Source organism: Spiribacter sp. SSL99, from assembly GCF_009805925.1.
Taxonomy (GTDB): domain Bacteria; phylum Pseudomonadota; class Gammaproteobacteria; order Nitrococcales; family Nitrococcaceae; genus Spiribacter; species Spiribacter roseus.
This window is the reverse complement of sequence record NZ_MAOM01000022.1, coordinates 1-23581: the sequence shown is the minus strand read 5'-3', so window position 1 is coordinate 23581 and position 23581 is coordinate 1. Positions and strand designations below refer to the sequence as shown.

General features: G+C 63.8%; 23 protein-coding genes. 18 read left to right on the top strand and 5 right to left on the bottom strand.

Annotation, left to right across the window (positions count from 1 at the left end; translation table 11 throughout):
- Positions 1–121: 121 nt before the first annotated feature.
- Both BA899_RS09490 and BA899_RS09485 read right to left on the bottom strand, forming a co-directional pair.
- Positions 122–1351 carry a YeeE/YedE family protein gene (locus tag BA899_RS09490; protein WP_148122746.1) on the bottom strand — a complete coding sequence of 410 codons (1230 nt, stop codon included), beginning with the start codon at positions 1349–1351 and terminating at the stop codon, positions 122–124.
- Positions 1352–1353: 2 nt separating this feature from the next.
- Positions 1354–2310 (bottom strand): sulfurtransferase, encoded by a 957-nt coding sequence (locus tag BA899_RS09485; protein WP_159300452.1) that lies wholly within the window; start codon positions 2308–2310, stop codon positions 1354–1356.
- Between the two features lie 175 nt (positions 2311–2485).
- Between BA899_RS09485 and BA899_RS09480 the strand changes: the two genes are divergently transcribed.
- Together BA899_RS09480 and BA899_RS09475 are read left to right on the top strand one after the other, a co-directional pair.
- Positions 2486–3196, top strand: a complete 711-nt coding sequence (locus tag BA899_RS09480) for an SDR family NAD(P)-dependent oxidoreductase (protein ID WP_148122747.1) — start codon at positions 2486–2488, stop codon at positions 3194–3196.
- Between the two features lie 71 nt (positions 3197–3267).
- A complete protein-coding gene (locus BA899_RS09475; RefSeq protein ID WP_159300451.1) occupies positions 3268–3705 on the top strand; it encodes a SufE family protein in 438 nt (145 codons plus the stop codon).
- Positions 3706–3721: 16 nt separating this feature from the next.
- Here the strand turns inward: BA899_RS09475 and BA899_RS09470 are convergent, their stop codons facing one another.
- Positions 3722–4483, bottom strand: coding sequence for an SDR family oxidoreductase (locus BA899_RS09470; RefSeq protein ID WP_159300450.1), 762 nt, complete (start codon positions 4481–4483; stop codon positions 3722–3724).
- A gap of 62 nt (positions 4484–4545) precedes the next feature.
- Between BA899_RS09470 and cysG the strand changes: the two genes are divergently transcribed.
- The 8 genes from cysG (at position 4546) to BA899_RS09430 (ending at position 14229) form a co-directional block, all read left to right on the top strand.
- A complete protein-coding gene (gene cysG, locus BA899_RS09465) occupies positions 4546–6036 on the top strand; it encodes a siroheme synthase CysG (protein WP_159300449.1) in 1491 nt (496 codons plus the stop codon).
- A complete protein-coding gene (locus BA899_RS09460; protein ID WP_159300448.1) occupies positions 6005–6841 on the top strand; it encodes a uroporphyrinogen-III synthase in 837 nt (278 codons plus the stop codon). Before cysG ends, BA899_RS09460 begins: the two co-directional genes overlap by 32 nt.
- A gap of 15 nt (positions 6842–6856) precedes the next feature.
- Entirely contained in the window at positions 6857–8761 is a 1905-nt protein-coding gene (locus BA899_RS09455) for a NirA family protein (protein ID WP_159300447.1), read from the top strand.
- A 21-nt stretch (positions 8762–8782) separates the two neighbouring features.
- Complete coding sequence (locus BA899_RS09450; protein ID WP_159300446.1) at positions 8783–10348, top strand: sulfite reductase subunit alpha; 1566 nt, start codon at positions 8783–8785, stop codon at positions 10346–10348.
- Positions 10349–10369: 21 nt separating this feature from the next.
- Positions 10370–10816, top strand: coding sequence for a cyanase (gene cynS, locus BA899_RS09445; RefSeq protein WP_148122748.1), 447 nt, complete (start codon positions 10370–10372; stop codon positions 10814–10816).
- Between the two features lie 79 nt (positions 10817–10895).
- The gene (locus BA899_RS09440; protein ID WP_148122105.1) at positions 10896–11714 is read left to right on the top strand and encodes a formate/nitrite transporter family protein; all 819 of its coding nucleotides are present in this window, start codon (positions 10896–10898) and stop codon (positions 11712–11714) included.
- Positions 11715–11794: 80 nt separating this feature from the next.
- Positions 11795–13510, top strand: coding sequence for a bifunctional protein-serine/threonine kinase/phosphatase (locus BA899_RS09435; RefSeq protein ID WP_159300445.1), 1716 nt, complete (start codon positions 11795–11797; stop codon positions 13508–13510).
- Between the two features lie 35 nt (positions 13511–13545).
- Positions 13546–14229: a histidine phosphatase family protein gene (locus BA899_RS09430; protein WP_159300444.1), complete on the top strand. Its 684-nt coding sequence runs from the start codon at positions 13546–13548 to the stop codon at positions 14227–14229.
- Here the strand turns inward: BA899_RS09430 and BA899_RS09425 are convergent.
- Entirely contained in the window at positions 14212–14349 is a 138-nt protein-coding gene (locus BA899_RS09425) for a hypothetical protein (protein WP_159300443.1), read from the bottom strand. The genes BA899_RS09430 and BA899_RS09425 overlap by 18 nt on opposite strands.
- 375 nt (positions 14350–14724) lie before the next feature.
- On the opposite strand from BA899_RS09425, the gene BA899_RS09420 reads away from it, so the two are divergent.
- From BA899_RS09420 to BA899_RS09400, 5 genes are read left to right on the top strand one after another with little or no spacing between them, the layout of a single operon-like run.
- Positions 14725–15588, top strand: coding sequence for a Brp/Blh family beta-carotene 15,15'-dioxygenase (locus tag BA899_RS09420; RefSeq protein ID WP_110882669.1), 864 nt, complete (start codon positions 14725–14727; stop codon positions 15586–15588).
- Between the two features lie 3 nt (positions 15589–15591).
- Positions 15592–16215 carry a CDP-alcohol phosphatidyltransferase family protein gene (locus BA899_RS09415; RefSeq protein ID WP_159300442.1) on the top strand — a complete coding sequence of 208 codons (624 nt, stop codon included), beginning with the start codon at positions 15592–15594 and terminating at the stop codon, positions 16213–16215.
- A complete protein-coding gene (locus BA899_RS09410; protein ID WP_159300441.1) occupies positions 16212–17444 on the top strand; it encodes an ABC transporter substrate-binding protein in 1233 nt (410 codons plus the stop codon). Before BA899_RS09415 ends, BA899_RS09410 begins: the two co-directional genes overlap by 4 nt.
- 6 nt (positions 17445–17450) lie before the next feature.
- The gene (locus tag BA899_RS09405) at positions 17451–19148 is read left to right on the top strand and encodes an ABC transporter permease (protein ID WP_159300440.1); all 1698 of its coding nucleotides are present in this window, start codon (positions 17451–17453) and stop codon (positions 19146–19148) included.
- Positions 19132–19788: an ATP-binding cassette domain-containing protein gene (locus BA899_RS09400; RefSeq protein WP_159300439.1), complete on the top strand. Its 657-nt coding sequence runs from the start codon at positions 19132–19134 to the stop codon at positions 19786–19788. The genes BA899_RS09405 and BA899_RS09400 overlap by 17 nt, the downstream gene beginning before the upstream one ends.
- Here BA899_RS09400 and BA899_RS09395 read toward each other — a convergent pair.
- Positions 19785–21677: an ATP-binding cassette domain-containing protein gene (locus BA899_RS09395; protein WP_159300438.1), complete on the bottom strand. Its 1893-nt coding sequence runs from the start codon at positions 21675–21677 to the stop codon at positions 19785–19787. The two genes, BA899_RS09400 and BA899_RS09395, sit on opposite strands and share 4 nt — an antisense overlap.
- A 76-nt stretch (positions 21678–21753) precedes the next feature.
- On the opposite strand from BA899_RS09395, the gene BA899_RS09390 reads away from it, so the two are divergent.
- From BA899_RS09390 to BA899_RS09380, 3 genes are read left to right on the top strand one after another with little or no spacing between them, the layout of a single operon-like run.
- Positions 21754–22404, top strand: coding sequence for a MotA/TolQ/ExbB proton channel family protein (locus tag BA899_RS09390; protein ID WP_159300437.1), 651 nt, complete (start codon positions 21754–21756; stop codon positions 22402–22404).
- On the top strand, positions 22404–22817 hold the full coding sequence (locus tag BA899_RS09385) for a biopolymer transporter ExbD (RefSeq protein ID WP_159300436.1): 414 nt from the start codon (positions 22404–22406) through the stop codon (positions 22815–22817). Before BA899_RS09390 ends, BA899_RS09385 begins: the two co-directional genes overlap by 1 nt.
- Positions 22814–23230, top strand: a complete 417-nt coding sequence (locus tag BA899_RS09380) for a biopolymer transporter ExbD (RefSeq protein ID WP_159300435.1) — start codon at positions 22814–22816, stop codon at positions 23228–23230. Before BA899_RS09385 ends, BA899_RS09380 begins: the two co-directional genes overlap by 4 nt.
- The last annotated feature ends 351 nt before the right edge of the window (positions 23231–23581 follow it).

Genomic DNA, 23581 nt, shown 5'->3' with positions numbered 1-23581 from the left:
ACTCCAGCCTGCCCACTATTGCGGGCAAACGTCGCCGAATGGAAATGATCCGCGAGGATCACGATAAGCAGACCGACGAGGACCAGGATCACTCGTCCCCGCGTATAGTCCCGGTTTCCGCTCATCGTCCCTCCGGCTGGTCCAGACCGAACCATGGGCGCAGACGAATCCCCAGGATTGAGCCCGCAAAAGCACAGGCAAACCAGATCCAGCCATGAAGGCTGGCTGAGGCAATGCCACTGAACATCGCGCCGATGTTGCAGCCGAATCCCAGCCGGGCCCCATAACCCATGGACAGACCACCGACGACCGCCGCCAGCATTGAGCGGCCACTGAGCGGTTTCTGGCTCGCCCGATTGAAGCGTCCCGCCAACCCGGCCGCCAGCATGGCCCCCAGGAGCAGCCCGAAGTTCATGACCGAGACCACATTAACGAGCAGGCTGTCCCGTAGCGCGAGGGCTGGGTAGTCCCATGTCCAGAATGACCACTGCGCCATGTCGACACCGGTAGCCTGAAGGATCTTTGCGCCCCAGAGACCGAAGGCAAAGGTCACCCCCCATGGATAGCCGGCGACCAGAAGCGTTGCGAGATTCAGCACTGCCAGGGCGATTGCGCCCCAAAGCAACGGCCAGCCACCCTTGAACAGAGTCGTGACGGCACCGGTATCCCGAGGCGCCATCAGGGCACGGTCTACCGACCCATGACGACGCCGCTCAAGCCAGAGCACTGCCGAGGCGAGTATTCCAATCACCGCGAGCTGCGTCCCGATGGTCGCGAAAACCCCCAGCCGTTCCGTTAGATTGACGGGGTCAATACCCGGTCGCTCCAGCCACCAGGGAAGGTGCATGGTCCCGATCACCGATCCGACTACGAACATCAGCAGTGTGATCATCATGCGCAGATTACCGGCTCCGACCGTAAATAACGTCCCTGAGCCGCAGCCGCCCCCGAGCTGCATTCCGAAGCCGAATAACAGCGAACCTACCACCAGCGAAACGCCGACCGGCGCGAGTGTTCCACTGATGCCGGTCAACCCAAGACCCTCCGCCCAGCCGAGCACTGGAACGAACAGCACCGTCGCGATGGCCAGTAAAAGCAGCTGGGCCCGCAATCCACCGCTACGCCGGCGGGTGACCATATTCCGCCAGCCGGCCGTGAACCCGAATGCGGCGTGATACAGGGCGATGCCCAGACCCGCCCCGATGAGCAGTAACCACACACGGTCAGCGGGCGCCTCCAGGGCGATCAGACCTGCCATCACGGCAAGCCCCGTGAGCGCCGTCGTGACGATGAACCGATCGATCGGCCGGGCGGTCGCGGGGGCCGCGGCGGCCACAGCGGCATTCCCCATCATCAGCCTCCGAAGAATTCGAGGATCCGCGCGAGACCGCGCTTGGCAACGTCGACCGGGCGGGATTCACTTGCGGTCCAGGCGACCATGGAGCCGTCGTAAAGGCCCACATCGTCGATGCCGCGGACTTCCGACAGGGCAAACCAGGTCGTCGTTGCCCAATGACCGGTGTTGCAGAACGACACGGGGCGGCGGCCTTCTGTGAGGGTGTCCGCATCGATAGCGCTGTTGACGCTTGCCGGGTCGAAGCGCCAGACCTCCTCCTGACGGATGAAATCTTTGTGGGGCAGATTGATGGCCCCGGGAATGGTCCCAGCAACGCGCGCACCGGGATGCTGACGATCGCCCTCGAAGAATTCCGCAGGGCGGGCATCGATCAGCTGCAGACCTCGATCATCAGCTTGTTCGACATCGGCTGTGGTGACGATCATGTCAGTCTGCAGGTCGGCGTTGAATTCTCCCGGAGCGACCGAAACAGCTCCATCGGCGGTCCCATGACCTGCTTCGAGCCATCCCTGGTAACCGCCATTGAGTATGGTCACCTGCTCATGACCAAGCGCCTTGAAGGTCCAGTAAACCCTTGCCGCACTGCCGAAGTCAGTCGCGCCGGTACCGGCCGGAACGATCACCACGGTGTCCGCGTTGTCGACTCCAAATCCTTCAATCAAGCCCTCGAGCTGTTCCACGGGCGGCAGCTGGCCGGTTACACCCTCCTGCTCCGCGCGCCAGGGATGTCGTGTATAACCCGCATCCACGGCGCCGGGGATATGCCCTTCGCTGAACGCCACACGGTTACCGTCATCGATGGGACTGCGCACATCGAGAATTGCGACATCATCCTGGTCGAGCCTGTCCGCGAGCCACGCAGGCTCCACCAGCGATGGCACGCTGGCGAGCGCGGGCGCCGCGGTTATCAGAGCGCCAAGGGCGACACCCGGAACAGATAGACGAGTCAACATTGTCTGTACTCCTTCGATGGATTTCGAACCCGCGCCATTAGAGTATGTTGATATGATATTTACAATTGCCTTTTAATATTTATTTGTTATACCGCGAGTCAGATAGGTTCTATGGCAACCCCCCGGCATTCCTCACTGATACGCTATCGGATTGTATTGGCATCTGGAGCATCCCATGAATAACGTCCAGCCTGTCTGCGTGATCAACGGGGTCGGACCGGGTAACGGCGCGGCATTCGCCCGCCGTTTCGCTGCGGCCGGCTACCGTGTCGCGCTGATCGCCCGGTCGGCGGATTTCTGTGACTCGCTGGCCGCGGAGATCGGCGACAGCGCGCACGCCTATCAATGCGATATCGGCGATCCCACCGGGGTCAGCGAGACCTTTGCGCGGATCCGCGAAGCACTCGGCCCGGTAGAGGTACTGCTGCACAACGCCGGTGCCGGCATCTGGGGTGACTTCGAGTCACTCGAACTCTCGGCGTTCGAGCAATCCTGGCGGGTCAATACACTCGGTCTGGTGGCGGCCGCGCGCGCTGTCGCACCGGACATGCGCCGTGCCGGTCACGGCAGCATCGTCGTCACCGGCGCCACCGCATCACGCCGGGGTGCGGCAAAGACCGCCGCGTTCGCGAGCGCAAAAGGGGCCCAGCGCAATCTCACTGAGTCACTGGCCAAGCAGCTATGGCCCGACGGAATCCACGTCTCCACCATCATGATCGACGGCATCGTGGATCTGCCGCGCACCCGGGAACGCCTGCCCGACAAGCCCGATACGTTTTTCCTTGATCCGAATGATGTCGCGGAAACGGCATACTGGCTCGTCCAGCAACCGCGCTCGGCATGGTCCTTCGAGGTGGAAGCCCGGCCCTTCGGCGAGTCCTGGTAGGCGATGGCAGCGTTCATGGACGCGATTCATGGATGTTATCGTATACCTATCAATGATTGGAGGAATCAGCCATGGATCTGCAGCGCCTCATCGATACGTTCAACTTCCTCGACAACTGGGAAGATCGTTATCGCCTGTTGATCGACATGGGTCGCGAGTTACCGGAACTGCCCGACGAGGCACGCACCGAAGCCAACCGCGTCGATGGCTGCACCAGTAATGTCTGGCTCGAGACGACGATAAGTGACGAGCACCCGCCGCGGATGTTCTTCACTGCCGACAGCGACGCCTTCATCGTCAAGGGACTGGTCGCCATCCTGCTCAAGGCCTACTCGGGGAAGACGCCTCAGGAAATCCTCAACACCGACATCGAGTCGCTCTTTGATGACCTGGGGCTCTCGCAGCAGCTGACCGCCAATCGCCGCGACGGCTTTGTCGCGATGGTCAAACAGGTCCGCAACCGCGCCCAGGCCGTCCAGGCTGACGAGACCGCGGGCGCGCCGGGTTAGGAGTCCGTCCGCCGGCTCAAGGCCGCAGGACAGCGCCGGCGAAGTGCTCCGTCGACATGTCGATCAGGGCCTCGGCCATTGCCCCGGCAACGGCCTCGGCCGAACGGGATTGGCCACCGGCAAGCGCCTGGTCGAGGTAGTCAACATGCGGCAGACCGCAACGACGCGCTGCCTCAAGATGGGTGCGGATGCCCGGGGTATCCACCAGTCCCGGCTGAAACAGTGCGACGTCGGGCTCCGTCACCGCCGACCGGGCGAACTCCATCGTCAGCTGCTCGAATAAGCGCGCCAGCGCCTTTTTGCTGATGCCGTAACTGCCAGTGCCCGGCTGGGGGCGATCGGCTATCCCGGCACCCACCATGAGCACCCGTGACGGATACGCCGCCCGCAGCAGCGGCAGAAGCCCCTGGGTGAGGGCGAGCGGTGCCGTGACATTGACTGCCAGCGCCTGGGCCAGGTCGTCGGGATCAGTGCCCTCAATGCCGGTCGCCGGTTCCCCCACCCCAGCGTTGTGCACCAGATAACGCAGCCGCGCCCCGGTCGGCTCAAGGCGCTCGCCGAGCTTTGTGATCAGACGCTGGCGATCATCCCTGATGGCGATGTCGCCGGGCAGGACAAAACCTGTCGCGCCCTCCGGCAGTGACGCGCATGTGCGCTCGAGTGCATCGCGGCGCCGACCGATCAATGCCACCGAGAGCCCCCGGTCGGCGAGTTCGACGGCGAGCGCCGCGCCAATACCCGAGCCTGCCCCCGTGATGACGGCCACGTCAGTCGCCATGTCACCTCCTTACGGCACGAGTTTTGCAGATCTTCGCGGTGAATCCTCGACGCGGAGATCCCATGGACCAACTCCCCATTTTCATGAACCTTCAGGGTGAATGTTGTCTGGTCGTGGGCGGCAATGCCGTTGCCGCCCGCAAGGCAGAGCTTCTCAAAAAAGCCAACGCAGAAGTAACACTGGTCACCCGCCAGCTTGAGGGCGAAGCCCAGCGAATGGTTGCTGACGGCTATCTGGAATGGCGTGACGCCTCATTCCAGCGCCGCTACCTGGACCACGTACGCCTGGTAATCGCTACCACGGACGACGAGGAGGAGGCGCGCCGCGTCTATAACGCCTGTGTCGAGCGGGGCATTCCCGTCAACGTTGCGGACGTCCCGTCGATGTGCACTTTCATTCTCCCCGGTATCGTCGATCGCAGTCCAATGACCATCGCGGTCTCCACCGGCGCACGATCGCCCGTTCTGGCTCGCCTGGTCAGGCGGCGACTGGAATCGCTCATCCCACCCTCGTACGGACGCCTCACCCGGCTGCTCGAGAGATTTCGGGAAAAGGCCAAGCGGTGCATCGAGGGCGTTGATAATCGACAGCGCTTCTGGGAAGCGGTTATTGAAGGGCCCATCGGAAACATGGCGATGGCAGGCCGTGAGGAACAGGCCGCTGCCGCGCTTGATGGGCGTCTCGAAAGCGGCATCACCGAACCGGATACCGGCGAAGTGTATTTAATTGGCGCCGGTCCGGGCGCCGTCGATTTGCTGACGAATCAGGCACAGCGTCTTCTAAGCTCCGCAGACATTGTCATCTATGACCGTCTGGTTTCACCGGCAATCGTCGACCTCGCCCGCCGCGAGGCCGAGCGCGTCTATGTGGGCAAAACCGCCGGACGACATGCCATGGACCAGCAGTCAATCAGCCGGCTGCTGGTCGATAAGGCCCGGCAGGGGTGCCGTGTGGCCCGACTGAAAGGCGGTGACCCTTTCATTTTTGGTCGTGGGGGCGAAGAGCTCGACGCCATCGTGGAAGCCGGCATCGACTTTCAGATTGCCCCGGGGGTGACCGCCGCCAGCGGCTGTGCGAGCTATGCGGGCATTCCACTCACCCATCGCGACCACGCCCATTCGGTCCGGTTCATCACTGGCCATCGCCATAGCGGCGTGTTGCGACTGCCGTGGTCCGATTTAGCCCAGTGTTCAGACACATTGGTTTTCTACATGGGTCTCGGGAGCTTGCCTGAAATATGCGCAGGCCTGGTTGAACACGGCCGCAAGCCAGCCACTCCTGCCGTTGTGATCGAGCAGGGGACAACAGCCAACCAGCGAGTGATCCGCGCCACGCTGGCGGATCTTGATCAACACGTGGCAGACGTCCGCCCCCCTGCCCTATTGATCGTCGGCGAAGTTGCACATCTGTCGAGACGCTTTGCCTGGTTCGCCGGCGACCGGGAGCAATCAGCTTTCATGCCCGGTTACTGCATCGACGGCCGAGGCCCGCATGACCCCACACAGGCGAGGATTGGACTCCATGATGACGAAGATTCAACCACAGCCGTTTGAAGGCTACCGGATCGCCATTCTCGAGACACGGCAGGCCACAGAGCTGGCAGGGCTTCTCGAGCGTCGGGGTGCCGTTGTCGAGTATTGCGCGCTGATTGGGATCAAACCGACACCCGATACGGACCGGGTCGATAGGTGGCTCAAACGGTTCATCAACGATCACGCAATCAACGATCTAGTGATCCTCACGGGAGAGGCCATTCGCCGACTCCATGATCGCGCCCAGCTGATCGGCATGGATACCGCACTGCGCGACCGTCTCGCCGCAGTCAATCTGCTCACGCGCGGGCCAAAGCCTGGGCGCGCCCTGCGTCAGTGGGGCCTTTCGGAAACCACCCGGAGCGACACACCGACCACCGATGGAGTAATCCGGACTCTGACTGCACAGGGCGTCAGATCAAGTGCCGTCGGCCTCGCTTTATACGGCACCGAACCCAATCTGCCCCTTCAGAACGCCATTAAGGCCCTCGGCGCTGAGCCGGTTCCCGTCTGGCCCTATGTCTACACCGACCACAATGACGAGTACCGCGCGAAGGCCCTCGTAGAGCGCATTATCAGCGGCGAAGTCGATGCCATCATTTTCTCGACAAAGCGCCAGGCAGACGTGCTGATGCAGATCAGTCAGGCACAGGGCGCGGAGCAATCCCTCCGGGACGCCCTCGCCGCCATGACCGTCGGAGCGATGGGGCCGGTTGTCGAGAACAAGCTCCGCTCACTCGCGATCCATGTCGATGCCGCACCGGCCGGGCGATATTTCATGCGGCCATTGACTGATGCGCTCGCGCGCGCGATGGCCGCTCAGTGAACCAATCTGGAAGTCGTGGTGCAGCAACTGCACCAACGTTGGTCAGAGTGGCGTGCTGCGGACTTCTCAACCGCGACAATATCCGACGTACTGGTTGGCACGAATCATGCCCTACCCCGGGCAAGGCCACGCAATGGAGCGTCGACGATGAGTGATCAGCCGCTCTTCTCTCAATTGACCGACGAGCAGCGCGAGTACCTCAAAGGTTTCGCTTCCGGGGTTGATGCCCGCCGTGAAAAGGCGGGACTGGCAAAGCTGTTCGAGCCAAATGGAGACGCGGCGGGAACGCGGGTTCATAACCACCCGGACGCGCTTCAGCTCGACGCGCAGGAACGTGCCGAGGCGGCTGGTGAGAAACTCGTCCCCGAGGAGATCGCCAAGCGCGATGCACCGCCACTGGATATGTGGCCCACGATTCGAGCCAATGCCGCCGAGGGGACCGTGCCGAAGGGCACCGAGGTGTTCCGTTATAAGTATCACGGTCTGTTTTATACGGCGCCCAATCAGGATGCTTTCATGTGCCGCTTGCGGGCACCCAATGGCCACTTCACCGGCAGGCAGGCCATGGGTATCGCGGACGTCGCCGACGAGCATGCCGGCGGTTACGCCCACGTCACCACCCGCGCCAATCTCCAGATCCGCGAAATCGGTCCTCACAGCACTGATCAGGTGCTTTTGAGGCTACAGGAGCTAGGCATCATCACGCGGGGCGCCGGTGCCGACAACGTCCGCAACATCACCGGAGATCCGCTTGCCGGGATCGACCCACAGGCCTACTTCGACACCCGGCCGCTATGCCGCGAGATGCACTACCACCTGATCAACACCCGTGCGCTTTACGGGTTACCACGAAAGTTCAACATCGCCTTCAATGGCGGCGGACTGGTCCGAGGGGTTTCGGACACCAACGACATCGATTTCAGTGCCGTCATCAAGCCGGACGGCGACGTCGGGTTTCAAGTGGGCATTGGCGGCATTCCCGGACACGATGCCTTTGCCAGGGCCACCTCATGGGTCTTAACACCGGAGCAGTGTGTGCCGGTGGCCGACGCCATCCTACGCGCATACGCCGATCGCGGCTGTCGCAGCGATCGCAAAAAGGCACGCATGAAGTACGTGCTCGACGAGATGGGCGATGACGCGTTCATGGATGCCGTGCTTGGTCTCCTGGCCTTCCAGCCCGATCAGTTCGAACCCGACGATCTCAGGATACCCCCTCACCCCAGCCCGGATGCCCATGTCGGTGTCCACGCCCAGGACGACGGCGCGCACCATTGGATTGGCGTTTGGACGCCTTTCGGCTATTGCAGCAGCGACCAGCTAAGGGGACTTGGCCGGATTGCTGACGCGGAAGGCGATGGGCTGGTCCGGCTCACGGTATGGCAGAACGCGATGATCGGCGGCATTCCCACAGAGCGCCTCGAGGCCGTCAAAGCAGCACTGGCGGGCCTCGGACTCGAGTATGACGTATCCACATTCCGTGCCGGCATGGTGGCCTGCACTGGCAACGTCGGATGCAAGTTCTCCAATACCAACACCAAAAGGGATGCGGGAGCACTGGCCGACTATCTCGAGAAACACCTGAAACTGGACTATCCGCTCAACATTCATGTCACGGGATGCCCCAACTCCTGTGCGCAGCACAAGGTGGCGGATATCGGGTTACTGGGTACCAAGGTTGAGCCCGAGGACGAGGATGACGAGCCGCTCGAGGGCTATCACCTTTATGTCGGCGGCGGCGTGGGTGAGAAACGCGGTCTGGGCGAAAAGATCACCGGTCCGCTGACCACCGACAGTGTCATTCCGCTGATCGCCGATGTGCTGAATGTCTATCACGACAGCCGACTCGGCCCTCACGAGTCGTTCCGGGACTTTGTGGGCCGCAGTGGGACGGCGGTTTTCGCTGCGGCCGTCAAATAAACGCTGGATAGGAACACTGGAATGCAAGCACCCAGACTTCCGGACAATGCGCCCTTCGACCCCGGCTATCGAGCCTGGCTCAACGGCTATCTCGCCGGTCTGACCTCGACGGGTGAGGATCTTGAACTGGATGTCGATGGATCGGCCGAGCCAGTTTCCACTCAAAATGCCATCGACCTGGATGAAGCGGCCTGGCACGACATGAGCCTGCCGTTGGATGAACGGATGAACCTGGTCGCCGAAGATGCCCCGCTGCACCACCGTCTGATGGCGGCAATGGCACAACAGGACTGCGGCCAGTGCGGCTACGACTGCAAAGGCTACTCGGGTGCGCTCGCTTCCGGCGAAGAGACCGATCCCGGCCTGTGCGTACCGGGCAGTGCCAAAACCCGCAAGAAGGTCAAGGCACTGCTCGAGACCAGCGATACCGTCAGTTCGGCGAACACACCCTCAACACCAGAAATGCCAGTCATGGGGTATGCAAAAAACCACCCCTATATGGCTCATCTGAAATCGGTTCATTGCTTGAATGGACAAGGCTCGCCCAAGGAGACCGTCCACGCGGTCATCGACCTCAAGGACAGTGGCCTCGAGTACAGCCCCGGGGACTCCCTGGGTGTCTACCCGAGAAACAGCCCCGGTCTGGTAACCGGCATTCTCTCGGCGCTCAGTCTGGATGCCCGGGCGTCAATTGCGCTTCGGGAGGGAGAGTACACCGCTCACGAAGCCCTTTGCGGTTTGCTGGATGTGACATGCCCCAGCGACGAGGCACTCGAGTGTCTCGCACAGTCGGCCACCCGGCCGGCTGACCGGGAGGCCCTCGAGGCCATCGCCGAGGAGTCCCTCGACGACTCCCCACTGGATCTCTATGACATGCTCAGTCGCTACCCAAGCGCACGGCCGGATCCCGTCGAGCTCCTGAGCCGGCTCAATCCCCTGCGCCCGCGTCTGTATTCGATCTCATCCGCCTTTCGCCACAACCCTGACGAGGTGCATCTAACCGTTGCGGCCGTCCGCTACGAAGCGGAGGGACGGCAGCGAGAAGGCGTCGCATCGACGTTCATCAGTGATCGCGCCCTGGGCAAACCGCTGCCGATTTATTTTCAGAAGGCACATGACTTCGGCCTACCCGATGATGATCAAACGCCCATCATCATGATTGGGCCGGGGACCGGCATTGCACCCTTTCGCGCTTTTCTACAGGAGAGAGCCCATCAGCAGGCGGCAGGCGGCGCATGGCTATTCTTTGGCAATCCCCATGAGCGCACCGATTTCCTGTACCGCGAGGAGCTTGAAGCCTGCATGGACGGTGGAGCACTGACCCGGCTGACCACCGCTTTTTCACGGGATGGGACGGAAAAGGTTTACGTACAGGACCGTCTCATCGAGCAGTCACACGATCTCTGGCAGTGGCTTGAGGCCGGCGCTCATATCTACGTCTGTGGCGATGCGACGCAGATGGCCGCTGCCGTGCATGAAGCACTCATTCACGTCATTCAAAAGGAGGGCAGATACGAAAAGGCTGACGCATCCGATTATTTGGCTGCGCTCTCAAAAAACGGGCGCTATCAACGCGATATCTACTGAAACCGCAGAATGGAGACATTGATGACAGCTAAAGACGCCGTACGCGAGGCAATCCTGAGTGCAAAGGCCGACAAAGCGATAAGCTGGGAAGAGATCGCCAACCATGTTGGCTGCTCGCCGGTTTTCCTCACGTCCGCCTGTCTCGGCGAAAACAGCCTGACCGAGGATCAGGCCAGTGCGGTCACCGCGCTGCTGGGGCTCGACAGTGCCCATATTCCAGCGCTGACCAGCTGCCCGGCCAAGGGGCAGCGTATCCATGAGCTGGCCAACGATCCGCTGGTCTACCGATTCCAGGAGATTACTGCCGTCTATGGAGAGACGCTCAAAGAGCTGATCCACGAGAAAGCCGGTGACGGAATCATGAGCGCGATCGATTTCACCATGGAAGTTGAAAAAGTTCCGGATCCGAAAGGCGACCGGATTCAGGTCACGATGAACGGGAAGTTCCTCCCATACCGTCGCTGGTGATACTGGCACTCACGCTCAAGGCATGTCTGCACCCGACATGCCTTGAACCAGACCACATTCAAAGACCGGAAGATAATCGATGTCCTACTTACAGCCGAGCGAATTTGTAACGAAGCTGGTGGACCAGGGCGAGTCCAAGGTGTACATGAGCGAGCGGGATACCGTTCTGCGGGGTATCATGGCCGGGGCCACCCTTGCATTGGCCGTTCTTTTCGCAATTTCCATCGCCGTTAATACCGGCAACTTCCTGATCGGTGCCCTGTTGTTTCCGGTTGGTTTCTCAATGCTTTATCTGATGGGATACGACCTGCTCACGGGTGTATTCACCATCGTGCCGCTGGCCTGGCTCGACGGCCGTCCCGGCGTGACCATCCCACGCATGCTGAAATGCTGGGGGTTGGTGGGCCTTGGTAACCTCATCGGCTCGCTGTTCATCGCCTTTTTTGCCTATCTCTATCTTTCTCAGGGGTTCGCCAATGAGGTGAACGCGATCGGCGAGCAGATGATGGCCGTCGGCGAGAGCCGTACGAGCATGTACGCCGATGCCGGCGCCTGGGGGATGGTCCATCTTTTCATGCGGGGTATGTTCTGTAACTGGATGGTCTCCATGGGGGTCGTCGGCGCGTCGATCTCGACAACGGTGCCCGGCAAGATTCTCGGTATGTGGATGCCGATCATCGTGTTCTTCTATCTGGGCTTCGAGCATTCCGTCGTCAACATGTTTCTCTTCCCGCTAGGGCTCATGATGGGCGCCGAGTTCACGCTGGGCGATTATCTGATCTGGAACGAGATCCCGACGGTGTTGGGTAATCTTGTCGGCGGCCTGCTACTGGTCGGCCTCGTGCTCTACACCACCCATGTGCGCACGGGTGCCAGAAAGGAGTTCAACGACTCCTGATTCAGTACTGGATCGTAGAACGTAACGCAGGGGCCGGTGCCTGACATCGGCCCCTTTTTCATTGCTCAGGACGGATTATTGTGTGCGCTCTGAAAATTGACTTCGGACAGTGGACGGCAGCCGGTGAGAAGGCTGTCAATCAGGATGCCTGCGCCGCGCGGATCCCCGTCGGCCCTGATCTGGATACCAAGGGCATCACCATCGCAATCGCCGACGGCATCGGGTCAAGCGAAGTCAGTGACATCGCAAGTCAAACGGCGGTCGAAGCGATTGTCAGCGACTACTACTCCACTTCCGCGGCCTGGTCGGTAAAAAACGCGCTCAGCAAAGTGGTCAACGCCACTAACGGCTGGCTGCATGCGCGCACCGACAACAGCTGGGCGCGCTACGACAAGGATCGTGGATACGTCTGCACGCTGACGACGCTGGTCCTCAAAGGCCGCACGGCGCACTGCGTGCATGTCGGAGATACCCGGGCCTGCCGATTCACCCCAACGGCGGCCGAGCCACTGACAAGGGATCATCATGCGGTCGGGGTCGACGGTAAGGCCGCGCTGTCGAGGGCCATCGGCGTCCAGGCGGCCGTTGAGCTGGACTACGCAACCAGCCAGTTCGATATCGGCGACTGGTTTGTCCTGACCACCGATGGCGTCCACGAATTCGTCAGCGAACAGGCGCTCGGCGCCCACCTGCGAAGTGATCAGAGCTGCCAGGACATTGCCCGTGCCCTGTGCCAGACGGCCCTCGAAAACGGCAGCAACGATAATGTGACAGCCCAGGTGCTACGAATTGAGCAGGCACCGGACAAAGACACCGATGAATGGCTGCGGGGTAGCGAGACGCTGCCGCTCCCACCCGATCTGCAACCCGGCGACCCGCTGGACGAGTTCCGGGTCATCCGCGAAGTCCATCGATCCCACCGCAGTAGCGCCCTTCTCGCCCAACACCGGGATTCCGATCAGTACGCGCTCATCAAGGTCCCATCGGTGGAGCTGAGGGATGACCCGGCGGCGATGGAGCGCTTCATCGCCGAGGAATGGATTGCGGCCCGCGTGTCGAGCGCGTTCGTCCTCAGGCCGTTCCCGCGAACGCTCAAGCCGCAATACCTCTACGCCGCGTTTGAGTACATCGAGGGACTGAGCCTGCGCCAATGGATGCGCGATCATCCCAGACCCTCGCTCGCCGAGGTACGCGAGATCATCAGTCAGATCGGATATGGCCTGCGCGCCATGCACCGCCAGGAAATGCTCCACCAGGACCTTCGACCGGAGAACGTGATGATTGACGCGCAGGGAGAAGTCAAAATCATCGACTTCGGCGCCGTCGAAGTCCGTGGCGTGGCGGAAAATCATCAGGAGCGACCCCGACAGATCCTGGGAACCCAGCAGTACAGCGCACCCGAGTACTTTCTCGGTTCAAACGGCACCGAGCGTTCCGACACTTACTCGCTGGGCGTCATCGCCTATGAAATGCTAACCGGTGATATCCCCTATGGCCCCGCCGCGGCTCAGGTCCGGCAGGTCAGCGATCTCAGGAAGCTCAGATACCAGCCCTTGCAACGGAAGCGGCGGGAATGCCCGGACTGGTTGAACGCGGTTCTATCCACCGCCTGCCATCCGCGATACGAGCAGCGCTATGCGGATGTATCGGAATTCATTCACGCGCTCTACCACGGTAACGATCTCGGCTACACTGCCCGCAGGCAGCCGCTCATCGACCGCGATCCAGTGACATTCTGGCAGGTGGTCGCGGTGCTGCTCTCTTTATTGATCATACTGCAGTGGGCCATGCTCTAGCGGGTGCCCCGACGAGCGACAAGACAACACTCCTCATGCGTTTAATCCTCATCCGTCACGCCCAGACCGTCGCCAACGACGAAGGGCGCTGGCAGGGTCACAGCGACTATCCGCTGACTCCCGCCGGACAGGCCCAGGCCCAGGCGCTGGCCGATGCCCTGGCCCATGAGCAGGCCCGGCAACCCGGCGAGTGGATAAACCCGGTCCTCTACAGCTCATCGCTGGGGCGGGCTCTCGCCACCGCACGCCCGATCGGGCAGGCACTGTCTGTGCCCATCGCCTCCCGCGATGCCCTGCGTGAGTATGACGTGGGGGTTTTCTCAGGGTGCACGGCCACCGACCTGGATCGTGACTACCCGCAGATCATCGAGGGATTTCGACGGGACGGTCATTGGGACGATGTGCCCCAGGCGGAGCCGGTCGCGGCACGGGCGCAACGCGCCGAGGCGGTTATCAATCAACTGCTGGCGGATCATGCCGACGGGCAGACCGTCCTTGCTGTCACCCACGGTGGGTTCATGCAATACCTGGTGGCCGCGCTGCTGGGTACACGCCGCATCTGGGGGTTTCGGCCCGAGAACACAGCACGCTTTGAATTCACCCTGTCGGCGGCGGCCCAACGGGAGGACCTCGGCTCACCGGGCGGCCTCAGCACCTATCGCTGCCGCATCAACCGATTCAACGACTGCGCGCACCTCAACTCAGCCAGCCGGCGCTGAGCGGGCGCGCTGCTCCAGATCGGCAAGGATGGCGGCATCCAGATCGATGGTCTGGTCGTGCCCGTGACGGGCCGCCAGCCGCCGTTCCCCGGGCAGCCGAACCCCCGGTTCCTCAGCCATTGTCGAGAGCATCGCCTCAACGCGCCGCAAGAAGTCGTCCCCACCCGCAAAAAACCCGGGATCCAGCAGCACAAACAACTGCCCCAGGGCGCGATGGCCGCCGAAATACCCGCCTCGATGGCGGGATAGGCGAATCCCGTCGACGCATCCACACCCACCACCGAGCGTGCATTATCAGCGCGGGTCCCGCTACGCTCGAGCGCCGCACGGGTAAGGGATTCAAGGTGAGGGATCGAGCGTTCCATGATCAACCGCATCCTGTCCATCGTCAGCCAGCCGCGCAAGCCCTGTCCTTGACCTGACAACGTATCCGCTACTCGTCGACCTTGGTAGTCTATTGGTCGGTCACCAACGATTCGCTCTGCGGAGGCGCTCATGGATACAACACACCGGCCGCCTGCCTACTGGCTGTTCCCTGCCGGACTGCTGATCTCGCTGGGGATCTCGCTACTCCCGGGTCAGTGGCCGCTTTATGCCGTGCTCGCGCTCAGCACCGCGGTGCTGGGCCTGCCCCACGGCAGTCTCGACACGGCGGTGGCGAAACGCTATCTGCACCTGGATAACGCGCCGCGCATGCTCGGTTTTCTGGGCGGGTACATGGCGCTGAGCGCGGCGGTGATCGCGATCTGGCTGCAGGTGCCCAACATCGCGCTCGCCGTCTTTCTGCTCTACTCCGCCGTGCATTTCGGTGACGATGTCGCCCATCGCCTCGGGCGCATCGGCGGAATCGGCTACGGGCTGTGGATCCTCGGCCTGCCGGTCACTTTCCACCCCGCAGTCGTCGAGCCGCTGTTCGCCATGCTCGGCGCTGATCAGACCGGACTGATCATCGCAGCCGCGCCCTGGGCGCTGGCGCTCGGTGGCGGTATCCTGCTGGCCGCACTGATCCTCCATCCGGAACGGGCAATGAGTGACTGGCGCGACCCGCTGCTGCTCGCCGTGGGCGCGGCGGTGCTGCATCCGCTGGCCTACTTCATCGCCTACTGGTGCTTTCTGCACAGCCCGCGGCATCTGACCATCGCGGCGCGCGATCTCAACCTCGACAGCTGGGGAGCGCGGCTGCGGGCGGTGGCGCCGACAACGCTCGCCACCTACGCACTGGCGGCAGCGGCCGTGCCCTTTCTCATGGACATGCCGAGCGATGCGATACTCATGCAGGTCATCTTCATCGGTCTGGCTGCCCTGACGGTGCCGCATATGATCCTGGAACTGATCGCCAGCCCCAATCGCGTGGAATAGGCGGTGCTCGACGCCGCCCTTCAACCCCTGCAGCGCCGGGCCCTGACGCCCATCGCCCGATTCATGGTGGCACGCGGGATCGGTGCGGACACGGCCACTCTGACCGGCTTCGCGATGGGCATCATCGCGCTGCTTTTCATCGCCAATGGAGCCTATCTGGCAGGGCTGTCATTCATCCTGCTCAACCGGCTTCTTGACGGACTGGACGGGGCCATCGCCCGGCTGACCCGGCCCACCGACCGGGGTGCGTTTCTGGACATCGCCCTTGATTTCTTTTTCTACGCCACCGTCCCGCTCAGCTTTGCGGTGGCCGACCCGGCCGCCAATGCCCTGCCCGCCGCCGTGGTCATCACTGCATTCGTCGGGACCGGGTCATCGTTTCTTGCCTTCGCGGTGATCGCGGCCCAGCGTGGCCTGCCCGCCTCGGCGTTCACCGGCAAGGGGATCCACTATCTGAGCGGACTCACCGAAGGCACCGAGACCATCGCATTCTTTGTCGCAATCTGCTTATTCCCCGGCTACTTCGGCGAAATCGCCATCGGGTTCGCACTGGCCTGTCTGATCACCACGTTCACCCGATGGGTCCAGGGTATCCAGACTTTCGGCGAGCAGGAGTCAGCTTCATGAACAGCCGACATCACCGAGTCCGTGCGCGCTCACTGATACTGCTCCTGGCCATCGCTCTGGTGACGCCGGCCACTGCCCAGACTGGTGAGGATACCGGCTCGGACTGGGCACAGACGCTGCGCGAAGCCGAGGGTCAGACGGTGTACTGGAATGCCTGGGCCGGCGATCAGCGCACCAATGCCTTCATCCAGTGGGTCGGCAAGCAGACCGAGGCGCGGTTCGATGTGGCGGTCCGCCATGTCAAGCTCTCCGACACCGCTGAGGCGGTAACGCGGGTGGTGACCGAAAAGGCGGCCGGCCGCGACGAGCAGGGATCAGTGGATCTACTCTGGATCAACGGCCCCAACTTTCTGGCGATGAAGGAGCAGGACCTGCTGCACGGGCCGTTCGTGCGGGATCTGCCCAACAGCCGCTATCTCGACCTCAGTCGCGGATCAGCCAATACCACCGACTTCACGGTCCCGACCGAGGGGCTCGAGAGCCCGTGGCGACTGGCACGCTTTGTCTTCAATTACGACGCCGCCCGGGTCGAGAATCCACCGCGGACCATGCCGGCCCTGCTGGAGTGGGCGCAGGCCAACCCGGCCCGCTTTACGCACCCGCACCCGGATAACTTCATGGGCGCGACATTCCTCAAACAGGCGCTGATCGAGCTGACGCCCGACCCGGCGGTCCTTCAGGCGCCGGTGGAGGAGGCCGACTTCGCCACAGCAACCGCTCCACTGTGGGACTGGTATGACGCCATACAGCCGCACTTGTGGCGTGGCGGCGAGACCTATCCGGCCAACGAATCCGAGCAGCAGCGGCTGCTCAACGACGGGGCCGTTGATATCGGGCTGTCATTTGACCCGGCCTCTACGGCCGCCGCCATCAAGCAGGGATTGCTGCCGCCGACAGCGCGGGTACTGATTCCGGAGGCGGGCAGCATCGGCAATGTCAGTTTCGTGGCGATCCCCTACAACGCCCGGCATACCGCCGGCGCCAGGGTTGTCGCCAACTTCCTCCTCTCACCACGGGCCCAGGCGCACATGCAGAACATCGAAGTGCTGGGTGCGTTTTCGGTGCTCGACTTCGATCGGCTGAGCGCCGAGCAGCGCGCCCGCTTTGAAGCCCTGCCCGACGCGCCCGCACTGCCCAGCCGCGAGGCGTTGGGCAGGACGCTGCCTGAACCGCATCCCAGCTGGATGACACGGCTCATCGAGACCTGGGCGCAGCGCTACACCCGCTAACGCTCGGTGGCGGCTGTCCTGCGCACCGGGCTGCGGATCCTGATCATTGCGGTACTCATCGGTCCGGTGCTGCTCGGGTTGGCGCAGACCCTCGGCGCGGCGTTCGGCTGGCTGCCCGCGCTTGGCGAGCGCAGTATCGGACTCGCCCCCTGGCGGACGCTGCTTGACCAGCCGGGACTCGCAACCTCGATCCAGCTCACCCTGTGGACCGGGCTGAGCGCCACCGGATTCGGCTTTGCCCTCGCCTTTGCGCTGGTCGCCAGCCTTCACGGCCGATCCATTGGCCGCTCCCTCATGCCCTGGCTGGCCCCCTTTCTCGCCGCGCCCCACGCCGCCATCGCCATCGGCCTTGCGTTTATCCTTGCGCCCTCCGGTTGGTTACTGCGGCTCGTGGCGGCGCCCCTCGATCTGACCCGGCCCCCCGACTGGGCGCTGGTGGGCGATCCGATGGGCATCGGCCTGATCCTGGGCTTACTGGTCAAAGAGGTGCCGTTTCTGGCGTTGATCATGAGTGCCTCCGTCAGCCATCTGCCGGTCCAGCGCTGGCTGGTCCAGGCAGGATCACTGGGATACTCCCGATCGGCCGCCTGGATCCGCGTGGTTCTGCCCCTGATGTGGCCCCAGATCCGGCTGCCGACGCTGATCGTGCTCAGCTATGCGCTCTCGAACGTCGACATGGCGCTGATTCTGGGGCCCGCCAATCCGCCGGTGCTCGCCGTCACGGTGTTGCGGGCCTATACCGCGCCCGAACTCTCGAGCCTGTTGACCGCGGGGGCCGGGGCCCTGCTGCAGGCGATGGTGGTCCTCGTCACCTTCGCCGGCGTCTGGACGATCGAGCGCATGACCGCCCTCATTGGCCGTGTGGCGCTGCGGCGCGGGCGCCGGGGATGGTTGGCGGGCTTTGGCCTGGGGCTCGCCAGGGCGCTCAATCCGGTCCTGATGAGTCTGGGGAGTGCGGCCATCCTGGCATTGATGGTCTGGTCGGTGACCTGGCGCTGGCCGTGGCCCAGCCGCCTCCCCGATCAGCTTTCGATGGCCGCCTGGCGGCAGCCGGGCGATAGCTGGATCGGGCCACTGGGCCATAGCCTGCTGTTCGCGGGGGTAACGACCGCACTGGCATTGGCCCTTGCCATCGCCTGGCTTGAGAGCGAGCACCGCCGCGGGGCGACGCTGCTGGCCGGAATCCTCTACCTGCCGTTGCTGCTGCCTCAGATCGGGTTTCTGCCCGGGCTGCAGTTCGGCTTCCTTCAGTTGGGAATCGGCCCCGGGCTGCTTGCCGTAGGCTGGGCACACCTACTGTTCGTCTTCCCCTATGTGCTTCTGATTCTGGTCGGTCCGTGGCAGGGGTATGACCCGCTTCTCAGCCGTCAGGCCGCGAGCCTGGGGGCCGGGCCGCTGCGACGCCTTTTGCGGGTCAAGCTGCCGGTCCTGCTGGGACCGGTGCTGGCGGCTGCCGCCATCGGCGTGGCGGTCTCCATCGCCCAGTATCTGCCCACGCTGGTCATGGGCGGCGGGCGCATCAACACCCTCACCACCGAGGCAGTCAGTCTTGCGAGCGGGGCGGATCGCCGCATCACCGCGGTCTATGCCATGCTCCAGATGCTGATCCCGATCGCCGCCTACGCCATCGCCATCATGACGCCGCCGCTGCGCGCACGGCGCCGTCGTTTTCTCAGGGAGTCGCCTTATGCCGCTGGCGATTGACTCACTCGCCATCCGGGCTCCAAGTGGCGAGCCATTGTTTGCGCCGCTCACCATCCAGGTCGAAGCGGGCAGCGTGACCACCGTGATGGGCCCCTCGGGTGTGGGCAAGACGACGCTGTTGCAGGGGATTGCCGGGCATCTGCCCGCCGGCTTCGCGCTGACCGGTCACCTCGCGCTGAATGGCCGCCCCCTCAATGGCCTCCCCGCCGAACAGCGGCGCATCGGCATGATGTTTCAGGACGCCGGGCTTTTTCCGCATCTGAGCGTCGGTGACAATCTGGCGTTCGGTCTGCGGGCGACGGTGCGGGGACGACGGGCGCGTGCACGGCTGGTCGACGAAGCCCTGTCCACGGCGGGCCTCGAGGGCATGGGCGACCGAGACCCGGCGACGCTGTCCGGCGGCCAGCGGGCCCGCGCCGCGCTGATGCAGAGCCTGCTGGCCGAGCCCGAGGCAATCCTGCTGGACGAGCCCTTCTCGCGGCTCGATCAGGCGCTGCGCAACGAGATTCGCGGGTTTGTGCTCGACCACATCCGGGCCCGGTCGATCCCCGCCCTGCTGGTCACCCACGATCCGGCCGATGCGCAGGCCGCCGGCGGCCCGATGATCCCGCTGGACCCGGCGGGCGTGGTCAACACCTAGCCCAGACGGGCGCGCTGCGCCTCCAGGGCCTCCCAGCGGTCATAGGCCGCGGCGAGCTCGGCCTCGGCCTGCTCGAGGGCGTCCAGAGTGGCCTGAACGGTGGCTGCGTCCGCTTGGTAGAGGGTGGGATCATTGGCCTTCTCACGCGCGGCTTCGGCGGCAGCCTCCAGCGTTTCGATGCGCGCGGGCAGTTCATCGAGCTCCAGGGCCTCGCCATAACTCAGCTTACGCGGCTTTTTCGGCGACGATGCCGGCTTACTGGCGCGACGCTTCGCCGGCTCCCGGGGCGCGGCGTCTGCCTGACTCTGCCGCCGCCAGTCCTCGTAACCGCCGACGTATTCCCCGATATGGCCACCGGCCTCGGGAACGAAAACACTGGTGACGACATTGTCGAGAAACGCCCGATCGTGCGAGACCAGCAGCAGCGTGCCGGTGTAGTCCACCAACCGCTCTTCGAGCAGCTCGAGGGTCTCGACATCCAGGTCATTGGTGGGCTCGTCGAGGATCAGCAGATTCGAGGGGCGCGCAAACAGCTGCGCGAGCAGCAGGCGATTGCGCTCGCCCCCCGACAGCCGGCTGATCGGGGCATTGGCACGCTCGGGCGAGAACAGGAAGTCCTGCAGATAACCCATTACATGACGCCGTTTGCCATCCCCCAGATCGATGAAGTCCTCGCCGCCGGCCACGTTCTCGCGCGCCGTGCGGCGGTCGTCCAGCGACGCACGGTGCTGATCGAAGTAGGCCACCTGAAGCCCTGTCCCCAGTTTGATCGACCCGCTGTCCGGCGCCAGCTCGCCGACCAGCAGCCGGATCAGGGTGGTCTTGCCCACTCCGTTGGGGCCAAGGATACCGATCCGGTCACCACGAATGATGCGGGTGCTGAAATCGGTCACCAGCGGCTTGCCGTCGATGGCATAGCTCAGATGCTCGGCCTCGATGACCCGCTTGCCGGAGCGCTCGCCCTCGGCCATTGTCAGCCGCGCCTCACCGGGCCGCTCACGGCGTTCGGCGCGCGCCTTGCGCATGGCCTTGAGGGCCCGCACCCGGCCCTCGTTGCGGGTTCGCCGAGCCTTGATGCCCTGACGGATCCAGGCCTCCTCCTGTTTGAGCTTTTTATCGAAACGCGCCTGCTCCTCGGCCTCGGCATGATCGCGCTCCTCGCGGCGTCGCAGGTAGTTCGCATAATCGCCTGGCCAACTGGTGAGCTGACCCCGATCGATCTCGACGATGCGGGTGGCGACGGCCTGCAGAAAGGCCCGGTCATGGGTGACGAATACCACGGCGCCATCGAATTCGCGCATGAAGTTCTCGAGCCAACGGATCGCCTCGATATCCAGGTGGTTGGTGGGCTCGTCGAGCAACAGCACGTCGGGGCCCGGTACCACCGCGCGTGCCAGCAGGACACGCCGCTTGAGACCACCGGAAAGCCCCGAGAAAAGGCTGTCCGCCGGCAGCCCGAAGCGGGTCAGCACGGCATCGACGCGCTGCTCGATCTGCCAGCCGCCCGCCGCCTCGATGCGGGACTGCAGATCGGTGAGCTCGTCGATGTCGCCCTCACCGGCGCCGATCGCCATGGCCAGATCATGGTGGCGGGCAAGCAGCTCCCCCAGCGATCCCAGGCCTTCGGTCACCACATCGAACACCCGACCGTCGAGATGATCGGGGACGGCCTGCTCGAGGCGTGAGACCTTCGCCGCCTCACCACGCTGCACCCGTCCGGCATCCGGTTCGATCGCGCCCTCGATGATGCGCAGCAACGTCGATTTACCGACACCATTGCGGCCGACCAGGCACACGCGTTCGCGATCCTCAATGGTCAGCGATGCATCCTTGAGCAGCGGCGGACCACCGACGGAAAACTCGATTTCATCAACGCGGATCAGACTCATGGATACTCCTCTGGACAAGCCGCCAGTCTAACAGAGGCAATTTCGCCGCATCGCCGCGCTGACGTATGCTTGGCGCATGACCGCACTCGATCGTCTCGTCGCCCTCTACCAAACCGGCGGACCGGTGATCGGCCTGCTGCTCGCGATGTCCGTCACCGCGCTCGCCATCGTGCTTGCCAAGATCGCGCAATCCGTGCTCACACGCAGCCATCGACTCGGCGAGGCGCGGGCCGCGGTCCATGCCTTCACCGCCGGTGACATCGATCAGGCCACCGATTGCGTCAGTGCCGCGCGCAGCCCCGCCGGGCAGCTGGTCGCCCGGGCCATCCAGGGACTGCAGAAGGCCGATACCGATGAGGCCCGACTCCGCGAGGATCTTGCCCGACTGGGCCAGGCCCAGCTGCGACGCCTGCGCGGCGGGCTGCGGCCGCTTGAACTGATCGCGAGCCTCGCCCCGCTACTGGGACTGCTCGGCACCGTGCTCGGCATGATCGATGCGTTCCAGGCGCTTGAGCAGACCGGGACTGGCAGCGACCCGGCAGTGCTCTCAGCCGGCATCTGGCAGGCCCTGTCCACCACCGCCGTGGGGCTGGCGGTCGCGATCCCGGCGGTGGCCGCCGCGACCTGGCTGGAAGCACGCGTCCAGCACCTGGGCGAGGAAATGGACAGCCTGGTCACCGAGCTCTTCACCCGGCGTCCAGCGCGGCTCGATCAACGGGCCTCGTAATGGGCGCTGGCCCCCGAATTGCCCTCGATACCCCACCGCGTCACACACTGATCCGCCTGACGCCACTGATCGATGTCATTTTCATCCTGCTGATATTTTTCATGCTCGCCTCGACGCTCGAATCGCGCCAGCAGGTAGCCGTCGGTATCGCCCCGCCCGCCGGGGCCGGCACGACCGCCTCTGACATCCTGCGGGTCAGCCTCGAGCCTGATGCCGCGATCATTGAGGGGCGGCGCGTGCCCGCTGCAGGAATGATGGATGCCGTTGAGGCGGCCGTGAATACGCGCGATGTCCGCGGCATCCACCTCCAGCCGCGGGCGGGTGTCTCGTTGCAGACCACACTTGAGGCGCTCGGTGAAATGCAGCGCCTTGATATCGAGGTCTCGCTACTGAAAAACGGGGAGGACGCATGATCGGACTGCAGACTCCCCCTCGGCGGCGATCCGCCGACCGCGAGGCCGGTCTGCTGCCACTGATCAATGTCGTGTTCCTGTTGCTGGCGTTCTATCTGATTGCCGGTCACCTGAGCCCATCGGCACCGTTTGCCGTCACGCCCCCGGAACAGGACGGTGCCGCCCTCGAAACCTCGGCGGACACTGTCATCCACATCGCGCGGGACGGTTCGGTGGCGATCGACGGCGAGAGGGTCGATGCCGACGCCCTCTCCCGGTCCATTGCCGCCATGGACCGTCAGGGCGCCCGGGGCGTCGCGACGATCCGCCTCGTCGCCGATGCGCGGGCTGACGCCGCCCAGGTTGTGGCAATCCTCGGCCGGCTGCGCGATGAGGGTGTCGAGACGGTGGACCTGGTAACCCGAGCGCCATGAACCGCGGCGGCGGGATCTGGATCTTGGCTTTTCTGCTGGCGGGTCTGGCCCATGCCGGGCTGCTGGGGCTTACTCCACCCCTCAGTCCGCCGGAATCGCTCGCGCCGGGCGCTGCCGACGATCGGCTGCGGATCGAGCTTGGCGCGGCCCCCTCGCCATCCATCGCCGAGACGCAAAAGGACATTGCGGAGGCGCCAGAGCCCGCGCCCAAACCAGAGCCCCAGCCCGATCCTGAACCAGAGCCCCAGCCTGAGCCTGAGCCTGAAGCAGAACCGTCCCCGGCCCCGGCACCAGAACCTGAGCCTGCGCCCGACGCCAGTACCCGGTCAGAGCCTGAGCCAAGCCCACAGA